We start from the raw sequence: 16906 nt of genomic DNA on the forward strand, positions 1-16906 counted from the left end.
GTTATAGTCTCGTGGGCTCGGAGATGTGTATAAGAGACAGGGGTGGACCTGTCCACCGGCATCAACCCCTGGCCTTACCCGCTGCCGCCCATCCCAGCCGAGGCTTGGGCGCGCCTGCCGAGCCGCTCCGCCGAAACCGCGCTGAGAGAGGCCGCAGCGGCCTGTTACGGCGCGCCGTCGCCGGACCGCGTCGCCGCCGCGGGCGGTTCACAGGCGTTGATCCAGACACTGCCGCGGTTGCGACCTCCGGGGACGGTCACCGTTCTGGGGCCGACCTACGCGGAGCACGCCGCGGGCTGGGCCAAGGCCGGACATCGCGTGGCCGAAGTGGAATCGCTGGAGGAATGCGCCGCCGACGTGGTGGTGGTCGTGAACCCGAACAACCCGGACGGCCGCATCGTCCCGCCCGAAACGTTGCTGGCGCTGGCCGATCGGCAGGCGGCGCGGGGCGGTTGGCTGGTGGTGGACGAGGCCTTCGCCGAGGTCGTCCCGGACTGCAGCGTGGCCGCCGAGGCCGGGCGCGCCGGGCTGGTCATCCTGCGCTCCTTCGGGAAGTTCTTCGGGCTGGCCGGGGTGCGGCTCGGCTTCCTGCTCGGCGAGTCGGCACTGGTCCGGGATGTGCGTGCCGCCGCGGGACCTTGGGCGGTGTCGGGTCCGGCGTTGGTGGTCGCCACGGCGGCGCTGTCGGATTCGGCGTGGATCGCCGCCACGCGGCGCCGTCTGGCCGACGCGGCGGCCCGCTTCGACGCCCGGTTGGTGGAGGCCGGGGTGCGCGTCGCCGGAGGCACGTCACTCTTTCGTCTCATAGACGATCCACAGTCTGCCGGGCTTTACAATGAGTTGGGCCGGGCCGGGGTGCTGGTGCGCCGGTTCGACTATCGGCAGGGGTGGCTGAGGCTGGGCCTGCCGGTGGACACGCTGACGGAAGACCGTGTGGCAACGGCGTGCGGAATGTTCAAAAACCGATAGATTTTGCGCTCAGGATAGGCGATCACCACCATAGCGCGACAAGATGGCACACAGGGGCAAAAACGCGCATCGGCTAACGTACTCTTTGTTTGCCCTATCGTGGCGCAAGAATCTTCCATGACGCTGTGGGGGCCATGCTGGATTCGGTTGGTTCAATGAGTTCTTCTGGGGATGCGGAGGAAACCCGTGTGGCGCTGTGGCGTGTGTTCGACACGCTGCCGACGGGGGTCTGCGTCACCACGGACGCAGGAACCATCCTCTACGCCAACCCGGCCCTGCACGGTCTGCTGCGCTACCCTCCCGGTGGTCTGACCGGTCTCGACCTCGCGGCGCTGGAGCCCGACGATGCCAATCTTCCGGCGTTGCCGGACGCGCCGGGGGAACGGCGATTGCGCTGCCAGGATGGCGGAGCCGTCTGGGTGGCTGAGTCGGTCGGTCCAACCACAGGCCCGCTGGGCGAGCGGCAGTCACTGCGCGTCTACACCGATGTCAGCCACCACCGGCAGGCGCAAGCGGCGCTGCGTGACCGGCTCCTGATGAAGGAGGTGCTGTTTGAGACGCTGCCGGTTCCCGTTTTCGTGAAGAACGCGGCCGGCGAGTACACGGACTGCAACGACGCCTTCGAACGCTACACCGGCCTGGAGCGCGGCAGCATCGTCGCCAAGACCGCCTTCGCCGTGATGGACCCGCGCATCGCCAAGGCGCACGCCGACCAGGATCGCGAGCTGACCCTCAATTGGGGCCAGCGCAGCTACGAGGAGGCGGTTCCCTTCGTCGGCGGCACCACCCGCCTGTCCAGCCTGACCAAGGCCGTCTTCTGCGACAGCACCGGAAACCTGGGCGGCATCGTCGGCGTGATCCACGACCTGACCGAGGGGCTGCCCAGCGAGGAGCGGCTTCAAGCGATCCTGGAGCAGAGCCCGATCGGCGTGTCGGTGTCGCGCCGCGACGACGGCAAGATCATCTTCGTCAACACCCGCTTCGCCGAACTGATCGGTCTGAAGCGCGAGGATCTGATCGGCCGGCAAGCCCGCGACTATTACCTGGACCGGCACCAGCGCGAGCGGGTGATCGATCGCCTGCGCTCCTACGGGTCGGTGACCAACATGGAGGTGCAGTTCCGCCGGGCCGACGGGTCGTCCTTCTGGACGCTGTTCACGGTCAATCAAGCGGTGATCCAGGGCGTTCAGGTGAACCTTGCCTGGATCTACGACTACACCGACCGCCGGAACATGGAGGAGGCGCTGCGGGACATGGCGTCCCGCGATCCTCTGACGGGGATCTACAACCGTCGTTCCTTCATGGAGCTGGCGCGCTCGCAACTGGCCCGCGCCCACCGCTTCAGCGAGCCGATGTCGGTCTTCGTTCTGGACGTGGACCATTTCAAGCGCATCAACGACAGCTACGGCCACGCCACCGGCGACGACGCCCTGCGCATGGTGGCCGGCGGCTGTCAGGCCATCCTGCGCGAATACGACATTCTCGGCCGGCTCGGCGGCGAAGAGTTCGTGGTGGTCCTGCCCGGCGCCACTGCAGAGGAATCCCGCGTGGTCGCGGAACGGGTGCGCCGCCATCTGTCCCGCATGGCCATTCCTGGGCCGGAAGGCCGTTTCCATCTGACCAGCAGCATCGGCATCGCGGCACTGGACGGTTCCTACGACACTCTGGAAAAGGCGATCCACCGGGCCGACCTCGCCCTCTACCGGGCAAAGCGCGAAGGCCGGAATCGTGTCGTGGTCTACGAACCGGGCATGTGATCCACCATCTTCGGGAGAGCATCGATCCAATCCGCTTCGTGGCTTATGCTGTGTTTTCCCTTCGGACTCCGTGCCGTTCGCTCCGATTCAACCGTTTTTGCGCGTGACGCACGTGGTACAATTTGTCGCAGCCGAACGCCGCTCGTTTTTAAAGCCATCCAATTATTACGTACGCTATGAGTCGAGGGCAGAAGATATTACCAACGGTTGGGTTGGTGACCTGTTTGTCAGGTGATTGCGTTCACCGGCGTTTGAAAGGCGGACGGTCATGGCGGTCGGCACGGGCGGCACACACGGTACCCTGACCGGGCAGGAGCGGACCTTTCATCGCGATGAGATCATCGTCTCGAAGACGGATCTCAAGGGGCGCATCACCTACGCCAACGACGTGTTCCTGCGCATCAGCGGCTACAGCGAAGCGGAGCTGCTGGGGCAACCGCACAACATCGTCCGCCATTCCGACATGCCGCGCTGCGTCTACAAGCTGCTGTGGACCCGCATCGAATCCGGAAGCGAAATCTTCGCCTATGTGATCAACCGGGCGAAGGACGGCGACCATTATTGGGTGTTCGCCCATGTCACTCCGGTGTTCGGCAATCCGGACAGCGGAAACGGGCGGACCGTCACCGGCTACCATTCGAGCCGGCGGGTGCCGGCGCGTTCCGCGGTGGACGCGGCGGCGGGCCTCTACGCCGCGCTGCGGGCGGAAGAGGCGCGGCACGCCGACCGGAACGCGGCCATGGCGGCCTCCGGTGCCATGCTGGAAAAACTCCTGCGCGACAAGGGCACGAGCTATGACGAGTTTGTCTTCAGTCTCTAAATCGCTCGCCGCCACCGCTTTGGCCGCCCTGCTGTCGGGGGCACAGGCGGTGTATGGTCTCGCCGCCGGCGACGCCGCCGCCGCCCTGCTGGGCCTGCTGGCGGTTCTTCCCTGTCTTGCCGCGATCCGCTGGCTGGTGCTCACCAACCGGACCATCCGGAAGGCCAGCACGGTCATCGCCGCGGCCGAGAAGGGTGACCTTCAGCCACGCATCCTGAACATCCATGGCGCCAGCCCGATCGCGGACATGCTGCGGACCATCAACCGCCTGCTCGACCGCGTCGAATCCTTCGGCAAGGAGGCCAACGCCGCCATGCAGCACGCGGCGGAGGGGCAATACTACCGGCGCATCGTGATGACCGGCATGGTCGGTGAATTCGGTGCCTACGCCCGCCAGATCAACGACGGGCTGGCGGCCATGGACGGCAAGAGCCGCGAGTTCGTCGAGAGCGCGACCCGCATCGGTGCCAACATCAAGGAGGTGGCGCAGAGCCTGTCGGCCAGCGCCGCCCAGCTCGAAGCGTCCTCCACCGCCATGACGGCGACCGCCGCCACGGCCAGCGAGCAGTCCTTCTCCGCGGCCTCCGCGGCCGAGCAGGTGTCCTCGAATGTGGACGGCGTGGCCGCGGCGACCGGCGAGGTGTCGGGGGCCATCGGCGAGGTGGCCCAGGGCGTGTCCCGCACCGCCGATCTCGCCCGCAGTTCGGTGGAGAAGGTGCGGGAAGCCGACGCCACCATCCGCTCCCTGCTGGCCGCCTCCGATCAGATCGGCGCTGTGGTGCAACTCATCAACGACATCGCCAGCCAGACCAACCTGCTGGCCCTCAACGCCACGATCGAGGCGGCGCGGGCCGGGGAGGCCGGCAAGGGATTCGCCGTGGTCGCGACAGAGGTGAAGAACCTCGCCAACCAGACCGCCAAGGCGACGGAGGACATCACCGCGCAGATCACCCAGGTCCAGTCGGTGACCCGCGACACGGCGGCGGTGATCCAGCATGTCGGCGGCATGATCCACGACATCGACGAGATCGCGGTGGGCATCGCCGGCGCCGCCGAACAGCAGAGCGCGGCCATCGACGAGATCAGCCGCTCCATCCGCGAGGCGTCGGCCGGCGTGCGCACCGTTGCCGACGCGGTGACCAGCGTGTCTTCCGGCGCGCAGGACGCCAGCGCCGCCGCCAGCCAGGTCCTGTCCTCCGCTGGCGAGTTGGCGCGCCGCGCCGTGACCTTGAACGGCGACATCGACAATTTCGTCGCGCGCGTTTGCGGCGGGCAGCGTTGAGGATCGGCGGTGGGCGCCCCGACGCTGCGTGAGGGTGGTTCCGGGCGTGTTTATTTGTCTGCGGACGCGTCCATCGGCAGCCCCGTCATCTCCAGCCCGGCCCGCACGTCGTCCGGCGGTGTGCAGGCCCGCTCGGCGTCCTTGAGTGCGGCGTCCAAAGCCTGGATGCGATCCCTGCCGATGCCGGCGGCATCCCCGCGGCGGGCCGCGGCGACCAGTCCGCCGGCCAGCGCGGAGGCCTGAGCGAAGCCGACATTCCCCGCGGAACCCTTGAGGATATGGGCCTCGCGTTCCACGGCCCGGAAATCGCCGTCCTGGGCACCCCGCCTCAGCCGGTCGAGATGGTCCGGCGCTTCGCGAAGGAACGTGTCCATCAACAGGCCGAATCCTTCGTCGCCAAGCGCGTCACGCAAGTCCTGGCGTTTGGCGTGGTCAATGCGCGGCGGCGGGATCTCGGTCTCCGACGACGGATTCCGGGGGGTGGGGCCGCTTCCTCGCGGAAGGCTGCTCCATCGCGCGACGGTATGCAGGAGTTGGTCCGCCACAATGGGCTTGGGCAGGTAATCATCCATCCCTGCAGCCAGGCAGATGGCTTGGTCGCCTTCCATAACGTTGGCCGTCATGGCGACGATGGGAACACGGGCGGCAGTTCCACCCATCCGGCGGATCGCCCGGGTCGCCGCCAGACCGTCCATCTCCGGCATCTGCACGTCCATCAGGACGAGGTCGTAGGGCAGGGCGGCGACGGCGTTGACCGCCTCCAGACCGTTCGACACGGAATCGACCGCGTGGCCGGCCCGGCGCAGCAAGGCCAGCGTGACCTGAAGGTTCACCGGATTGTCCTCCGCCACCAGGATGCGGCGGCGGGCCGAGCCGGTCGATGGGGCGCCGGGTGGTGTCGGTACGGCCAAAGGCCCGCCCAAGCGTGATGGTGGTGGTGGTGAGACGTCCGGCTTGCCGGCGGGACCCGTATCCGGCTGCGCAGCCCCGGGGACCCGCGTGGCGAACAGACGCGACACCGCGGTGCGCAACGCCGTGGACCGGATGGGCTTGGCGATCCGCACGTCGACGACGGCGGCTTCCTCCTCCGTCTCGCCCATGCGATGGGAGGTGGCCAGCGCCAGAGGCAGCTCGGCCAGAGCCGGTACGGCGCGGATGCGAGCGGCCAACTCCGGACCGGTCAGGCCCGGCATGCAATGATCGAGAATGGCGGCGTCGAACGACCGGCCCGTCGCGTGCGCCCTTAGAAGCCGGTGAAGGGCGTCCTCTCCCGTTGCAGCGGACTCGGTCTCCAGGCCCATGGCGGCGAGCTGACGGGCAAGCAGGTCGCGGTTCACCGCCAGATCATCCACCAGAAGAATGCGCCGCCCGGCCCAGACGCCCGGCGCTTGCGGCGCCGATGCGGCGTCCGTCGGAGCGCCGCGCCACAACGGAATGACGACCCAGAAGACGCTGCCCTCGCCGGGCATGCTGTGAACGCCGATCCGCCCGCCCATCAGTTCCGTGAGCCGCTTGCAGATGGCGAGGCCGAGACCCGTTCCACCGTGGCGCCGGGCCGACGACCCGTCCACCTGACTGAACATCGTGAAGAGACGTTTGTGGTCCGCCGCAGCGATGCCGATTCCAGTGTCCCTCACCTCGAAACGAATGGTCACCGGGGTCTCTTGCGGGGCCGGGATCACAGAATCACCCGGTTCCGCCCGGTCATCGGCCCCGGCGGCGGCGGCGGCGTCCTGTTCCACCGACAGCACGATGGTCACGCTGCCCTGGTCGGTGAACTTGATCGCGTTGCCGGCAAGGTTGATGAGGATCTGGCGCAGGCGTCCAGGATCGCCGCGCAAAGGTCCGTGCAAGGCCGGCGGGACGTAGCAAGCCAGTTCCAGGCCCTTGGCGGTGGCGCGCGGAGCCAGAAGTTCCACCACGCTTTCCACCAGCGGCACGGCTTCAAAGTCAGACACCTCCAAGGTGAGGCGCCCGGCATCGATCTTGGAGAAGTCCAGGATGTCGTTGATGATGGTCAACAGCGATTCCGCGGAGTCGCGAATAGTGTCGGCGTAGCCGCGCTGCTCCTCGTCCAGGCGGGTTTCCTGGAGAAGCCCGGCCATGCCGATCACTCCGTTCATGGGCGTTCGGATCTCGTGGCTCATGGTCGCCAGGAATTCCATCTTGCTGCGCTGCCCGGCCTCGGCCTTCTCCTTGGCCTCGGTCAGAGCCCGCTCGACCCGCTTGCGCTCCGACATGTCGCGGAAGAAGGCGGCGAAGAGGATGCCATGCTGCGTCTGCACTTCGGCCAGCGACAGGTCGAGGGGGAACACCTCGCCATCCATCCGCAGTCCGTTCACCTCCCGCGTGTAATTCGGGCCGATCCGGTGGGCACCGGCGGCGATGGCCTTCATGACGCGGTTGTGGGTCGGGTGGTGCTGCGGCTCCATCAACTCCTGCACATGACGCCCGATCAAATTGCCAGGCGGGTAGCCGAAGATGCGGTGGGCCGCGGTGTTCGCGGTCTCGATCACGCCATCCGACCGCGCCGTCAGGATGCCCTCGACGGCGGTTTCCAGAAGCGCGTTGAAACGGGCGTTGCCGTCTTCGAGCTGGGCGTCCTTGCGGCGCAGCAGGGTCAGCGCGGTGGCGAACAGCAGGATGACCAGGCTGGCGCCCAGCGCGATCCCGGCAATCTCCATCTGGTTGGTCCACCAACCCGCCAGCTCCTCGTCCTCGCTGCGGCTGATCGCCAGAGCCAACGGCCAGAGCGGCGTGGCGCGGTAGGCGGTGATGCGCTCCTGACCGTCCCGGCCGGTTTCGTGGAACACGCCGCCTTCCGACATGGGAAGATGGACGCGGAACAGCTCCGCCCCGGCCATCGGCGTGCCGATGCCGTCCGTTCCGTCCTGGGGAAGCTGGGCCAGAAGCAATCCGTCCCGACGGTAGAGCGACGCCGTGCCGTGCAGCCCGTTTCGCACCGCACGGAAAATGCTTTGCAGATATTCAGGATTGACCGAGGCGACGGCGACGCCGAGAAGCGTCCCATCCGCTCCACGGATCGCCCGGCTCATCGGCAGGACCCACTTGCCGGACCGGTCGTCCGCAGCGCCAGCCGGCGCCAGAAACCGTCCGCGCACCGGGGCGCCGATGTAAAGACCCTGACTTTGCCCGGACAGTTGGCTGCGAAACAGATCCATCTCCGCGAAGGAGGAGCCGAGCAGACGGGGATCTTCCGTGGTCGCCACCAGAACGCCCCGGCGGTCGAGCACGGACAGGCCGCGGAGATGCGGCGACCGGCGCAACCGTTCCTGGAGCAGCTGGGGCGATGATCCTTCCCGGCCTTCCATGGGCTGGCCGTGCAGCAGATTGCCGATGCTGACCGCCTCACCCACCGAGGCCAGCGTCACGTCCACCGCCTGGACCGTTCGGCTGACCGAGGCCTCCAGCGCACTCGCCAAATCATCGATGTTTTCCGCCGCGTTTTTCAACGCCAGGGCGCGGTCGGCGTGGACGTCGTAGGCGACCTCGAACACAAGGGCCATCACCGACAAGAAGGCCAACGCGAGAAGGGCGCCCCGATGCTGGAACAGGGCAAGCTTGGCCATCACGCGTGGCTCCGTGCGGTGTGCTGATGTCCCGCGAATCTTAACAGCGGGCAGGCGAATCGCAAGCATGCGCTGTGTTTCACGAGGGTGCAGTGCTATCCTGTCGCGGTCATTTGAGATGGTTCGGGGGTCCGAGGTCGTGCGGCGTCTTTCCATCGCACTGACGGCGTTGGCGTTTCACGCGGCGCTCCAGTCGGTGTTCCTGGTGTCCGGAGCGGCGCCGGTCCGGGCGGAAGGCCGGCTTGACCGGGTGCAGCGCACCGGCCTGCTGCGCGTGTGCATATGGCCGGACTATTACGCCATTTCCTTCCGCAGCTCATACAGCGGGGAACTCCAGGGCCTCGACATCGACATGGCGCGGGCCTTCGCCCAAGATCTGGGCGCGCGGGTGAGCTTCGTGGAAAGCGGCTTTCCGAATTTCGTCGCCGACCTGCTGAGCGACCGATGCGACATCGGCATGTTCGGCATCGGGGTCACGGCGGCTCGTGCCGAAAAGGTCGCCTTCAGCCAGCCCTACCTGCGCAGCGGCATCTACGCCGTATCCTCCCAGACGCACCCGCGCATCCTGCGGTGGGACGACCTGGACCAGGACGGCATGGTGGTGGCGGTTCAGAAGGGCACCCTCATGGACGACTACGCCAGCCTCGCCTTCCGCAAGGCCAGCGTCCGCATCGTCTCCGGTCCCCTGGAGCGGGAGGAGGAGGTCCAGTCGGGACGCGCCGACGCCTTTCTCACCGATTACCCCTATGGTCAGCGGATGCTCGCCTTTCACCAGTGGGCGCACCTGATCGCCCCGGAAAATCCGATCCAGACCACGCCCTACGCCTACGCCGTGGCGCCGGGGGACCCGCTGTGGCTGGACCGGGTCAATCGGTTCGTCGACGCGGTCAAGCGCGACGGGCGGCTTGAGGCCGCCGCCGCCCGATTCCGCCTGACCCCCATCGTGGCGCGGGATTGACCCTCAGATCTCGACCTGCGTGCCGAGTTCGACCACGCGGCCCGGCGGGATGCAGAAGAATTCCGTCGCCGACAGGGCCGTCTTCGACAGAAGGATGAAGGCCGGCTCGCGCCAACCCGGCAGGCCGGTCGACCGCGACGGGATCAGCGTCTCGCGGCCCAGGAAGAACGACGTCTCCATCATGTCCAGATGCAGACCGAAGCGGCGGCACCGCTCCAGCGCCCGGGGAATGTGCGGCTGTTCCAGGTAGCCGAAGCGCAGGACCACGCGGAAGAAGCCCTTGCCCAGCTTCTCCACCAGGACGGCGCGGTCCGGGGAGACGCGTGGCACCTCCTCAATGATCACGGTCATGACGACCACCCGCTCGTGCAGCACCCGGTTGTGCTTGATGTTGTGGAGCAGGGCGTGGGGGACGACGTCGGGGTTGCCGGTCATGAAGACGGCCGTCCCGGCGACGCGCTGCGGCGACTGCGGCGTGACGCGCTGCAGGAACAGGTCCATCGGTAGGGCGTCGGCGTAGAGCCGCTCGGCCAGGATGCGGCGGCCCCGGCGCCATGTCGTCATCAGCGTGTAGACCGCCGCCGCAATCAGCAGCGGGAACCAGCCGCCGTCCGGCACCTTCAGCAGGGTCGCCCCGAACAGCGCCAAGTCGATCACCAACAGGATGGAGAAGGCCGCGACGACCAGCAGGGGATTCCAGCGCCACAGCCGCCATGCCACGACCGCGGCCAGGATGGTGTCGATGGCCATCGCCCCCGTCACCGACACGCCGTAGGCGGCGGCCAGATTGCTGCTGGACCCGAAGCCGATCACCAGGATCACCACGCCGACCAGGAGCAGCCAGTTGTTGCGCGGGATGTAGACTTGGCCGACCTCATGCTCGGACGTGTGGCGGATCTCGCGCCGCGGCAGGTAGCCGAGCTGCACGGCCTGCCGGGTCAGCGAGAAGGCGCCGGAGATCACCGCCTGGCTGGCGATGACCGTGGCCGCCGTGGACAGCAGGACCAGAGGCAGTTGCGCCCAGTCCGGCGCCAGATGGAAGAAGGGGTTCTCCAGCGTCTCCGGCTCGTGCAGCAGCATGGCGCCCTGCCCGAAGTAGTTCAGCAGCAGCGCCGGCAGGACGAGGTAGAGCCAGGCGACGCGGATCGGCGCCCGCCCGAAATGGCCCATGTCGGCGTAAAGCGCCTCGGCTCCGGTGACCGCCAGGACCACGGCGCCCAGCGTCAGGAAGGCCACCCAGCCATGGTCGACGAACAGCACCGCCCCATACAGCGGGTTGAAGGCGCGCAGAACGTCCGGCCAGTGCAGCACCTGCATCAGGCCCAGCACCGCCAGCGTGGCAAACCACACCCCCATGATCGGGCCGAAGAAGATGCCGACCCGGCCGGTGCCCTGCCGTTGGAACAGGAACAGCAGGGTGAGGACCGCCAGCGTGATCGGGACGATGTAGGGGGACAGGGCCGGGGTGACGACCTTCAGCCCTTCCACCGCGCTCAGCACCGAGATGGCCGGGGTGATCAGGCTGTCGCCGTAGAACAGGGCCATGCCCAGGATCGCCAGCGCCATGATGGCGCGGTTGCCCGCCCTGGAGCTGAGCCCGCGGTGGGCCAGCGTGCCCAGGGCCAGGACGCCGCCCTCGCCCTTGTTGTCCGCCCGCATGACGAGCAGGACGTATTTCAGCGTCACGACGATGATGAGCGCCCAGGTTGCCAGCGACAGGATGCCGAGGATGGTCGGCTCGTCGAGCGGCAGGCCGGTGTGGGTGAAGGACTCCCGCATGGTGTAGAGCGGGCTGGTCCCGATGTCGCCGTAGACCACGCCCAGCGCCCCCAGGACGAGGGCGGGCATGCGGTTGGCTTGAGGGGGGTGGCCCGGCGGAGTGGAACTGGGAGCGGGGTTGGCGGCCGGAGCGGCGCCGTTCGGTCCGTCGCCGGTTTGCTGGTTGGCGCTGTCCATGATGGTCCGTTCGTTCGGATCGCGGTCCGGTGTCGGGAGTCCCTCCTTGCGGGCGGAACGCTTCGGCCGCGAACCTTCTCCTTACATCAACCGCTCACCACAAGACCATATGGTTCCGGCGGTGCGGGGCCGCCAGCCACAACGTTGAAGCCGGCGGTCTTCTTCGCGTCCGGCGTCACGGGTTGATGCAGGAACAGCGCACGGTCGATGCGCGGTCGATGTCCGGTCGTGCCGCCGAACAGAACAAATATGGGACGCGCCGCTTGTTGTTCATGATTTGTTCTGATATGGTTTCCTCATCGAATCCTTGGCCGCGCGTCGACACCGCCCGGTGCAGCGGCGGCAACCGATGAAGGAGGACGTCCATGTCGATCCTGGTTTTCCTGCGTGAACTCGCCGGACTGACGGCCCTGTTCGGCACCCTGTTCGTCTGGACTCTGCTAGGCCACGCCGCCGGATTTTGAGGCACCGCCCCCTCCCGAAAGGAGTCGCCATAAGGGTTGGACCTCCTCCGGATAATAATCCGAAATCCCAGGCAACCGTTGGCGATGCATCGCTTACATCCGGAATGCGTTCACCGCAGCCGCCGGGCATCTCCAGCCAAGCCGGGGCCAGCCGGAGCGGGGCGGGCGACGCGACGATCAGGCCACCGGCCAAGGCCGGCTGGTGACGACAACGCGGAATTCTGGGATCGGGACGGATGCGAAACTTCTTTCGGAAGCGGCGGGCGACCGCCGATGCGGATGACCGGATGTCCATGGGCGGCGGCATCACGGGTGGTGGAGCGGCCGGACCGGGCTCCACCCCGGGCAATGCGGCTCATGGCCACCCGCCGATGCAATCCCAGAGCCCGCTCGCGGGCCGTCCAGCGCCGCATCTGCGGCCGGTCGGTGGCCCCGAGGGCGGCGGTCTCGGCAGCGGCGGTCTTGGTGGCGGTTTGGGCGAGACGATGCGCGGCCCGTCCGGGTTGCGTCACGACCCGCTGAACAGCCCGCTTGGTGGCGGGCTTGGCGGTGGATTGGGCGCTCAGCGCGGCCAAGCCTCCGCCGACACGGAGCTGCCGCGCTTCACGATGACCGTGAACGGCGGGCTGCGCGGACCGGGAGCGGTCGGTGCGCCGGCCATGCTGAAGGGGCTCACCCCCGAACTGAACGGTCTGCTGCGCGAGGCCTTCACGCCGACGCGGCCCAAGCAGCAGCTCAACTCGCTGTTCATCGGCCGGACCGACACGCTGAAGCGCATCATCTCCGCCATTGAGGAGGAACGGGCGCACGTCATCCTGTTCGGCGACCGGGGCCGCGGCAAGACCTCCGTCGCCAACGCCATCGAGAAGATCGCCGGCCAGGCCGGCTACCTCTCGCTGAAGCTGACCTGCAGCGCGGAGTTGAGCTTCGAGGACATCTTCCGTCATTTCCTGAAGAAGATCCCCTCCACCTATTACCGGTCGGGGATCGACAACCCCTTCGCCTCGCGCCGCAGCTTCACCAGCTTCAACGAGCTGCTGCCCGAGGGCGGGTTCAGCGTGACGGAGCTGAACGAAGTGCTGGCCGGCATCCACGCCACCCATGTGCTGCTGATCCTTGACGAGTATGACCGCGTTACCGACGAGGATTTCCGCAACAAGCTGGCCGAGCTGTTCAAGAACCTGACCGACAGCTCGATCCCGGTGACTCTGCTGGTGGTCGGCGTGGCGGAGAACCTGGACCAGCTCCTGGGCAAGCATCCGTCGATCCAGCGATCGCTGGTGCCGGTGCATCTGCCGTTGATGACCGATGTGGAGATCGGACGCCTCATCAACGCGGGGGCGGAAAACGCCGGAATCGCCTTCGCGCCGGAAGCCGTGGACCGCATCTGCGAATTCGTTCGCGGTCTGCCCTATTACGCCCAGCTTCTCGGCCTGCACGCCGCCCGCAGCGCGGTCAGCCGCGGTTCGACGGTGGTGGAGCGGGACGATCTCGCCTATGCCGTCACCCGCTGCCTCCAGGAGGCGGAGCGCGGCATCGTCGACTCCTACGCCCGGGCGCTGGCCGCCGAACGCCGCGCCGAGCTGGAGGATGTTCTGCTGGCCTGCGCGCTGTGCCCGGCGGACGCTTATGGAACCTTTGACCCCAAGGAACTGGCCGGACCGGGCGGCGCCCCGCCGACCAAGGAGGCGCTCGGCATTCTGGAGCGGCTCTGTCGCGAGGAGTATGGCGGCGTCCTGGCTCCGGTGGTCGAGCCGGGCTGGACCCGCTACCGCTTCCGCAATCAGATGATGCGCCAATACGTGCTGATGCGGCAGGCCCACGAGCGCGGCCAGATCTGACCGTCCATCCACGGCAGACCGGTCCGGGGAGGCCCCTTTCCGCTTTCATGCGGGGAGGGGCCTTCGTGCGTTCTGGCGTGCATTCTTCCGAGGATCAGCGCGAATCGAGCAGAATCGCGATGAGGACCGCGCCGGAGACCAACGCACACAGGGCGAGCACGATGGCGAGGCTGCGCAGGAACTGGCGCATTTCCCCCTGTTTCCAGGCGCTTCGAGCCAGAAGCAGCAGGTAGCCGGCCGCCGCCGCCCCGATTATCGTCCACATCGAACCGCGCACCGCCTCTGTCGGGAACGCTCCCTCCGCATGGTGTTATGACCTACGGTGAGGGGGTGGCGGCGATCATAGGACGCCCATGGCAAGGGGTGGATGCGCTTCTTCGGCATGAGTGCCTCCTGTCCGTTTGGGGGCGGGAACTTTCGGCAACCCATATGCACCGGGCATTGCCACCGCGCATCCAAAGCGTGCACGCTTCCGCAAGAAAGTGGTAGAGAATGCAGAAAGTATCCATTCGATTGGGGGTGGTGGATACTTTAAAAGAGATGCAGTAATCCATGATTAAAAGTAGCTTTGCGCATATGCCCAATGCGTTCTTCTTTTAATCCCACAGAGTGGTACCGTGTTGCACGACACAGGGGTAAGGTCATCCAAAATATCGGCACGTCAATGCCATCGGTGGGGCACGGGTGGGGAAACCTCGGGTGATTGGTAGCCTACAAGATTGCCCAGGGAGTCAGAGCAATTTTCCAAAAATCGCGGGAGCTGACCAATGGAACCAGTGCGTGCTTTTCTGATCGACTCCAATAAGCTGTTCCGCGAAGGCCTGAAGAGGCTTCTCGACGATTCACCTTTTCAGATCGCCGCCGAGGCGGGGAACCTGCGCGAGGCGCTGAACTCCGTCGAGAACGGACTGCGTCCGCAGCTCATCCTGCTCGATCTGGTGAATGGGGGTGAGGAGGAGGCCGACGGCATGCGGCGGCTGCGCGCTCAGCTTCCCGACGCGCGCATGGTCATCCTGACCAGCGACCTGTGCACCCGCCGCCTCGCCAACGCTCTGGAGGCCGGAGCGGACGGTTATCTGATGAAGGACCTCTCCTCCGATGCGCTGGCCCAATCCCTGCGCCTCGTGATGATGGGCGAGAAGGTGTTCCCGACCCATCTCGCCGCCCTGCTGATTTCCGGTCGGGTGAACGGGAACGGCACCGACATGCCGGTGTCGCGCAAGGGCCTGTCCCAGCGGGAGGTGCAGATCCTGCGCTGCCTGCTGAACGGCGACAGCAACAAGATGATCGCCAACCATCTGAACATCACCGAAGCGACGGTGAAGGTTCATTTGAAAAGCCTGCTGCGCAAGATCAACGCCTCCAACCGCACCCAGGCGGCAATCTGGGCGCTGAACAACGGCATCGGTGGCGAGTTGGCCGGCGCCGCCGGCGCTGTGACCGCGGCGGCGGTCCACCAGTAATCGCACTCCCGCGGTCGTTCCCACCGGTGCAGGCGCCGGACCGGCCAGCCATACCCGTTCGGGGTGGCTGGCCGGTCCGGCGTTTCCGTGCGGGTCTCAGAGGCTGGCCGGTATGCGTCCGGATAGCTTCCGCCGTGCAGAGAGCGGCCCGGACGGAAGATTGAGCAAAGTGCCCACCCCAGAGCGTGCACCTATTCAAAGCGTGCACCCATTGCGCGGACAGAAAATATCCCGGCACGGTGGCCGGGATTCTTTCGATTGATCAGGGTGAAACGCGTCCGACGATTCGTCAGGACGTGCCGGTCCGTTGGGCCGGGGCCGCGTGCATATGCGGCGGCACCATGCCTTCCCGGGCGGATTGCAACGCGCCCTGCTGTCGCGCGGCAAAGACGCCGGCCTCCGTTCTGTTGCGGAAGTGCAGCTTGGACAGGACACTGCGCACCATCGACTTGATCACCGCCTCGGACAGATCGAGCTGGTTGGCGATCGTCCGGTTGTTCAGCCCCTGGCCAAGCAAGCGCAGGGTCTCGAACTCCGGTTCCGACAGCCGCGGCAGCAGGGTCAGCCGAATCTCATCGACGCCCAGCCGGGACAGGAACTGCTTAGGCATCAGACAGTGCCCTTCCAGCCCCAGATCCAGCAGCTCGTTGATGCGGTCCACGTTGATGTCCTCGAACACCCACGCATCGGCGAAGGCCAGGATGTGTGCGGCGTCCAGCAACTCCCGCGACGACAGCACCACGACGATCCGCGACCGGCGTGACAGCCGCAGATACACCATCGGTTCGTTCTCGCGCAGCGCGGTGAACTGCTGAAGGCCGATCAGGATCGCATCGGGCGTCAGCGTGCTCTGCGTCAGTTCCGATATGTCGTGGAAGACGGTCACACGATGGCGACCGGCCCGGTCGAGCGCCTGCACCACGGTGTCGGTCAGGGAATTGTTGTCGAGAATCAGGCAGACGTGCATGGGGGTCACCGCGTTGCGGGTCGAGTGCGATGCTTTCTCTTGGGCGTACTCATGGTTCATTTGCATGGGTCAGCTCTGTTTGGAGGAGGCATCCACGGCAGGCCCTTGTCGGGCATTATCGCCGCCTGTGTTTTAGGCTTGTCTCGTGCTCTCAATTCGTCGGCGCTCTGTGTCTTCGCGTAAGTGGTTTCGTTTAAAGACTGCATCGAATTTCAGGCATATATCCATCAAACCTGGAAAAAAACTTGACACTGTGATAAACAGTTTATAAATTAGGCGTGTAACACGTAAATCAAACGATAGACGATCACTCAAGATCGTCAAGCGCATCTGAATGGTGACCGGATCACTCCAAGCGATAACTCTTTTGTGACGGACCGCACTGAAAGGCCAGTACAGGTACGTGTCGCAAGGTGGCGCATTCGCACAGGAAAAGGACTGGCCATCCGTACAACGTGTTGCGCCGATGGGATAGGTTTTCACGCATTTCGATCATAGGCGTCGATCCTTCACGCGCGTCGGATGTTTTCCAGGGTGGACATCGTGACGTTCGCATCCTGAACAACCAAACATGGAAAAAATTGCGCTTCCCCTTTCTTTCGTGCAAAGAAATAGTTAAAAGGTAATAGTTCTTGCTTTGTTCAGTCGGCCTTCGCTGTATCGGAGGGCCTTTCCGCGCCGCAAATGACCTATGGCCCTTGTCCGGATATTGGCTCTCTTCCGAATGTGGTAGCAGTTCTTCAAGCCACGGGGCGAAAGGGTAGTTGGATCGCCAACGGGGTGGCCCGGTTAGTCCGGGAGGGCTGATCCGAAGCAACGGGAAAAACGAAGGCGGACGG

The 16906-nt window shown here is 66.1% G+C and carries 12 protein-coding genes; 7 read left to right on the forward strand and 5 right to left on the reverse strand.

What is annotated here, in order from left to right:
- The first annotated feature begins 42 nt into the window (after positions 1-42).
- From cobD to Q4I23_RS11950, 4 genes are all read left to right on the forward strand, one after another.
- The gene (cobD, locus tag Q4I23_RS11935) at positions 43-969 is read left to right on the forward strand and encodes a threonine-phosphate decarboxylase CobD (RefSeq protein ID WP_498526380.1); all 927 of its coding nucleotides are present in this window, start codon (positions 43-45) and stop codon (positions 967-969) included.
- 188 nt (positions 970-1157) lie between these two features.
- Complete coding sequence (locus Q4I23_RS11940; RefSeq protein ID WP_498526381.1) at positions 1158-2726, forward strand: sensor domain-containing diguanylate cyclase; 1569 nt, start codon at positions 1158-1160, stop codon at positions 2724-2726.
- 268 nt (positions 2727-2994) lie between these two features.
- A complete protein-coding gene (locus tag Q4I23_RS11945; protein WP_498526382.1) occupies positions 2995-3546 on the forward strand; it encodes a PAS domain-containing protein in 552 nt (183 codons plus the stop codon).
- Positions 3521-4828 carry a methyl-accepting chemotaxis protein gene (locus Q4I23_RS11950; protein WP_498526383.1) on the forward strand — a complete coding sequence of 436 codons (1308 nt, stop codon included), beginning with the start codon at positions 3521-3523 and terminating at the stop codon, positions 4826-4828. The genes Q4I23_RS11945 and Q4I23_RS11950 overlap by 26 nt, the downstream gene beginning before the upstream one ends.
- 50 nt (positions 4829-4878) lie before the next feature.
- On the opposite strand, the gene Q4I23_RS11955 is transcribed toward Q4I23_RS11950, so the two are convergent.
- Positions 4879-8418, reverse strand: a complete 3540-nt coding sequence (locus Q4I23_RS11955; RefSeq protein ID WP_498526384.1) for a response regulator — start codon at positions 8416-8418, stop codon at positions 4879-4881.
- A 139-nt stretch (positions 8419-8557) separates the two neighbouring features.
- Between Q4I23_RS11955 and Q4I23_RS11960 the strand changes: the two genes are divergently transcribed.
- Positions 8558-9376, forward strand: a complete 819-nt coding sequence (locus Q4I23_RS11960) for an ABC transporter substrate-binding protein (protein ID WP_498526385.1) — start codon at positions 8558-8560, stop codon at positions 9374-9376.
- Between the two features lie 3 nt (positions 9377-9379).
- Here the strand turns inward: Q4I23_RS11960 and Q4I23_RS11965 are convergent, their stop codons facing one another.
- Positions 9380-11332, reverse strand: coding sequence for a potassium transporter Kup (locus Q4I23_RS11965; protein WP_498526386.1), 1953 nt, complete (start codon positions 11330-11332; stop codon positions 9380-9382).
- Between the two features lie 175 nt (positions 11333-11507).
- Positions 11508-11699 carry a hypothetical protein gene (locus tag Q4I23_RS11970; RefSeq protein WP_498526387.1) on the reverse strand — a complete coding sequence of 64 codons (192 nt, stop codon included), beginning with the start codon at positions 11697-11699 and terminating at the stop codon, positions 11508-11510.
- A gap of 333 nt (positions 11700-12032) precedes the next feature.
- Between Q4I23_RS11970 and Q4I23_RS11975 the strand changes: the two genes are divergently transcribed.
- Positions 12033-13637 (forward strand): AAA family ATPase, encoded by a 1605-nt coding sequence (locus tag Q4I23_RS11975; protein ID WP_454018421.1) that lies wholly within the window; start codon positions 12033-12035, stop codon positions 13635-13637.
- Between the two features lie 94 nt (positions 13638-13731).
- Here Q4I23_RS11975 and Q4I23_RS11980 read toward each other — a convergent pair whose 3' ends face one another.
- The gene (locus tag Q4I23_RS11980) at positions 13732-13902 is read right to left on the reverse strand and encodes a hypothetical protein (RefSeq protein WP_498526388.1); all 171 of its coding nucleotides are present in this window, start codon (positions 13900-13902) and stop codon (positions 13732-13734) included.
- A gap of 502 nt (positions 13903-14404) precedes the next feature.
- Between Q4I23_RS11980 and Q4I23_RS11985 the strand changes: the two genes are divergently transcribed.
- The gene (locus Q4I23_RS11985; RefSeq protein WP_014240789.1) at positions 14405-15100 is read left to right on the forward strand and encodes a LuxR C-terminal-related transcriptional regulator; all 696 of its coding nucleotides are present in this window, start codon (positions 14405-14407) and stop codon (positions 15098-15100) included.
- Positions 15101-15389: 289 nt separating this feature from the next.
- On the opposite strand, the gene Q4I23_RS11990 is transcribed toward Q4I23_RS11985, so the two are convergent.
- Entirely contained in the window at positions 15390-16133 is a 744-nt protein-coding gene (locus Q4I23_RS11990) for a response regulator transcription factor (RefSeq protein WP_237903525.1), read from the reverse strand.
- Between the last annotated feature and the right edge of the window lie 773 nt (positions 16134-16906).

Source organism: Azospirillum sp. UFLA03-27, from assembly GCF_059803775.1.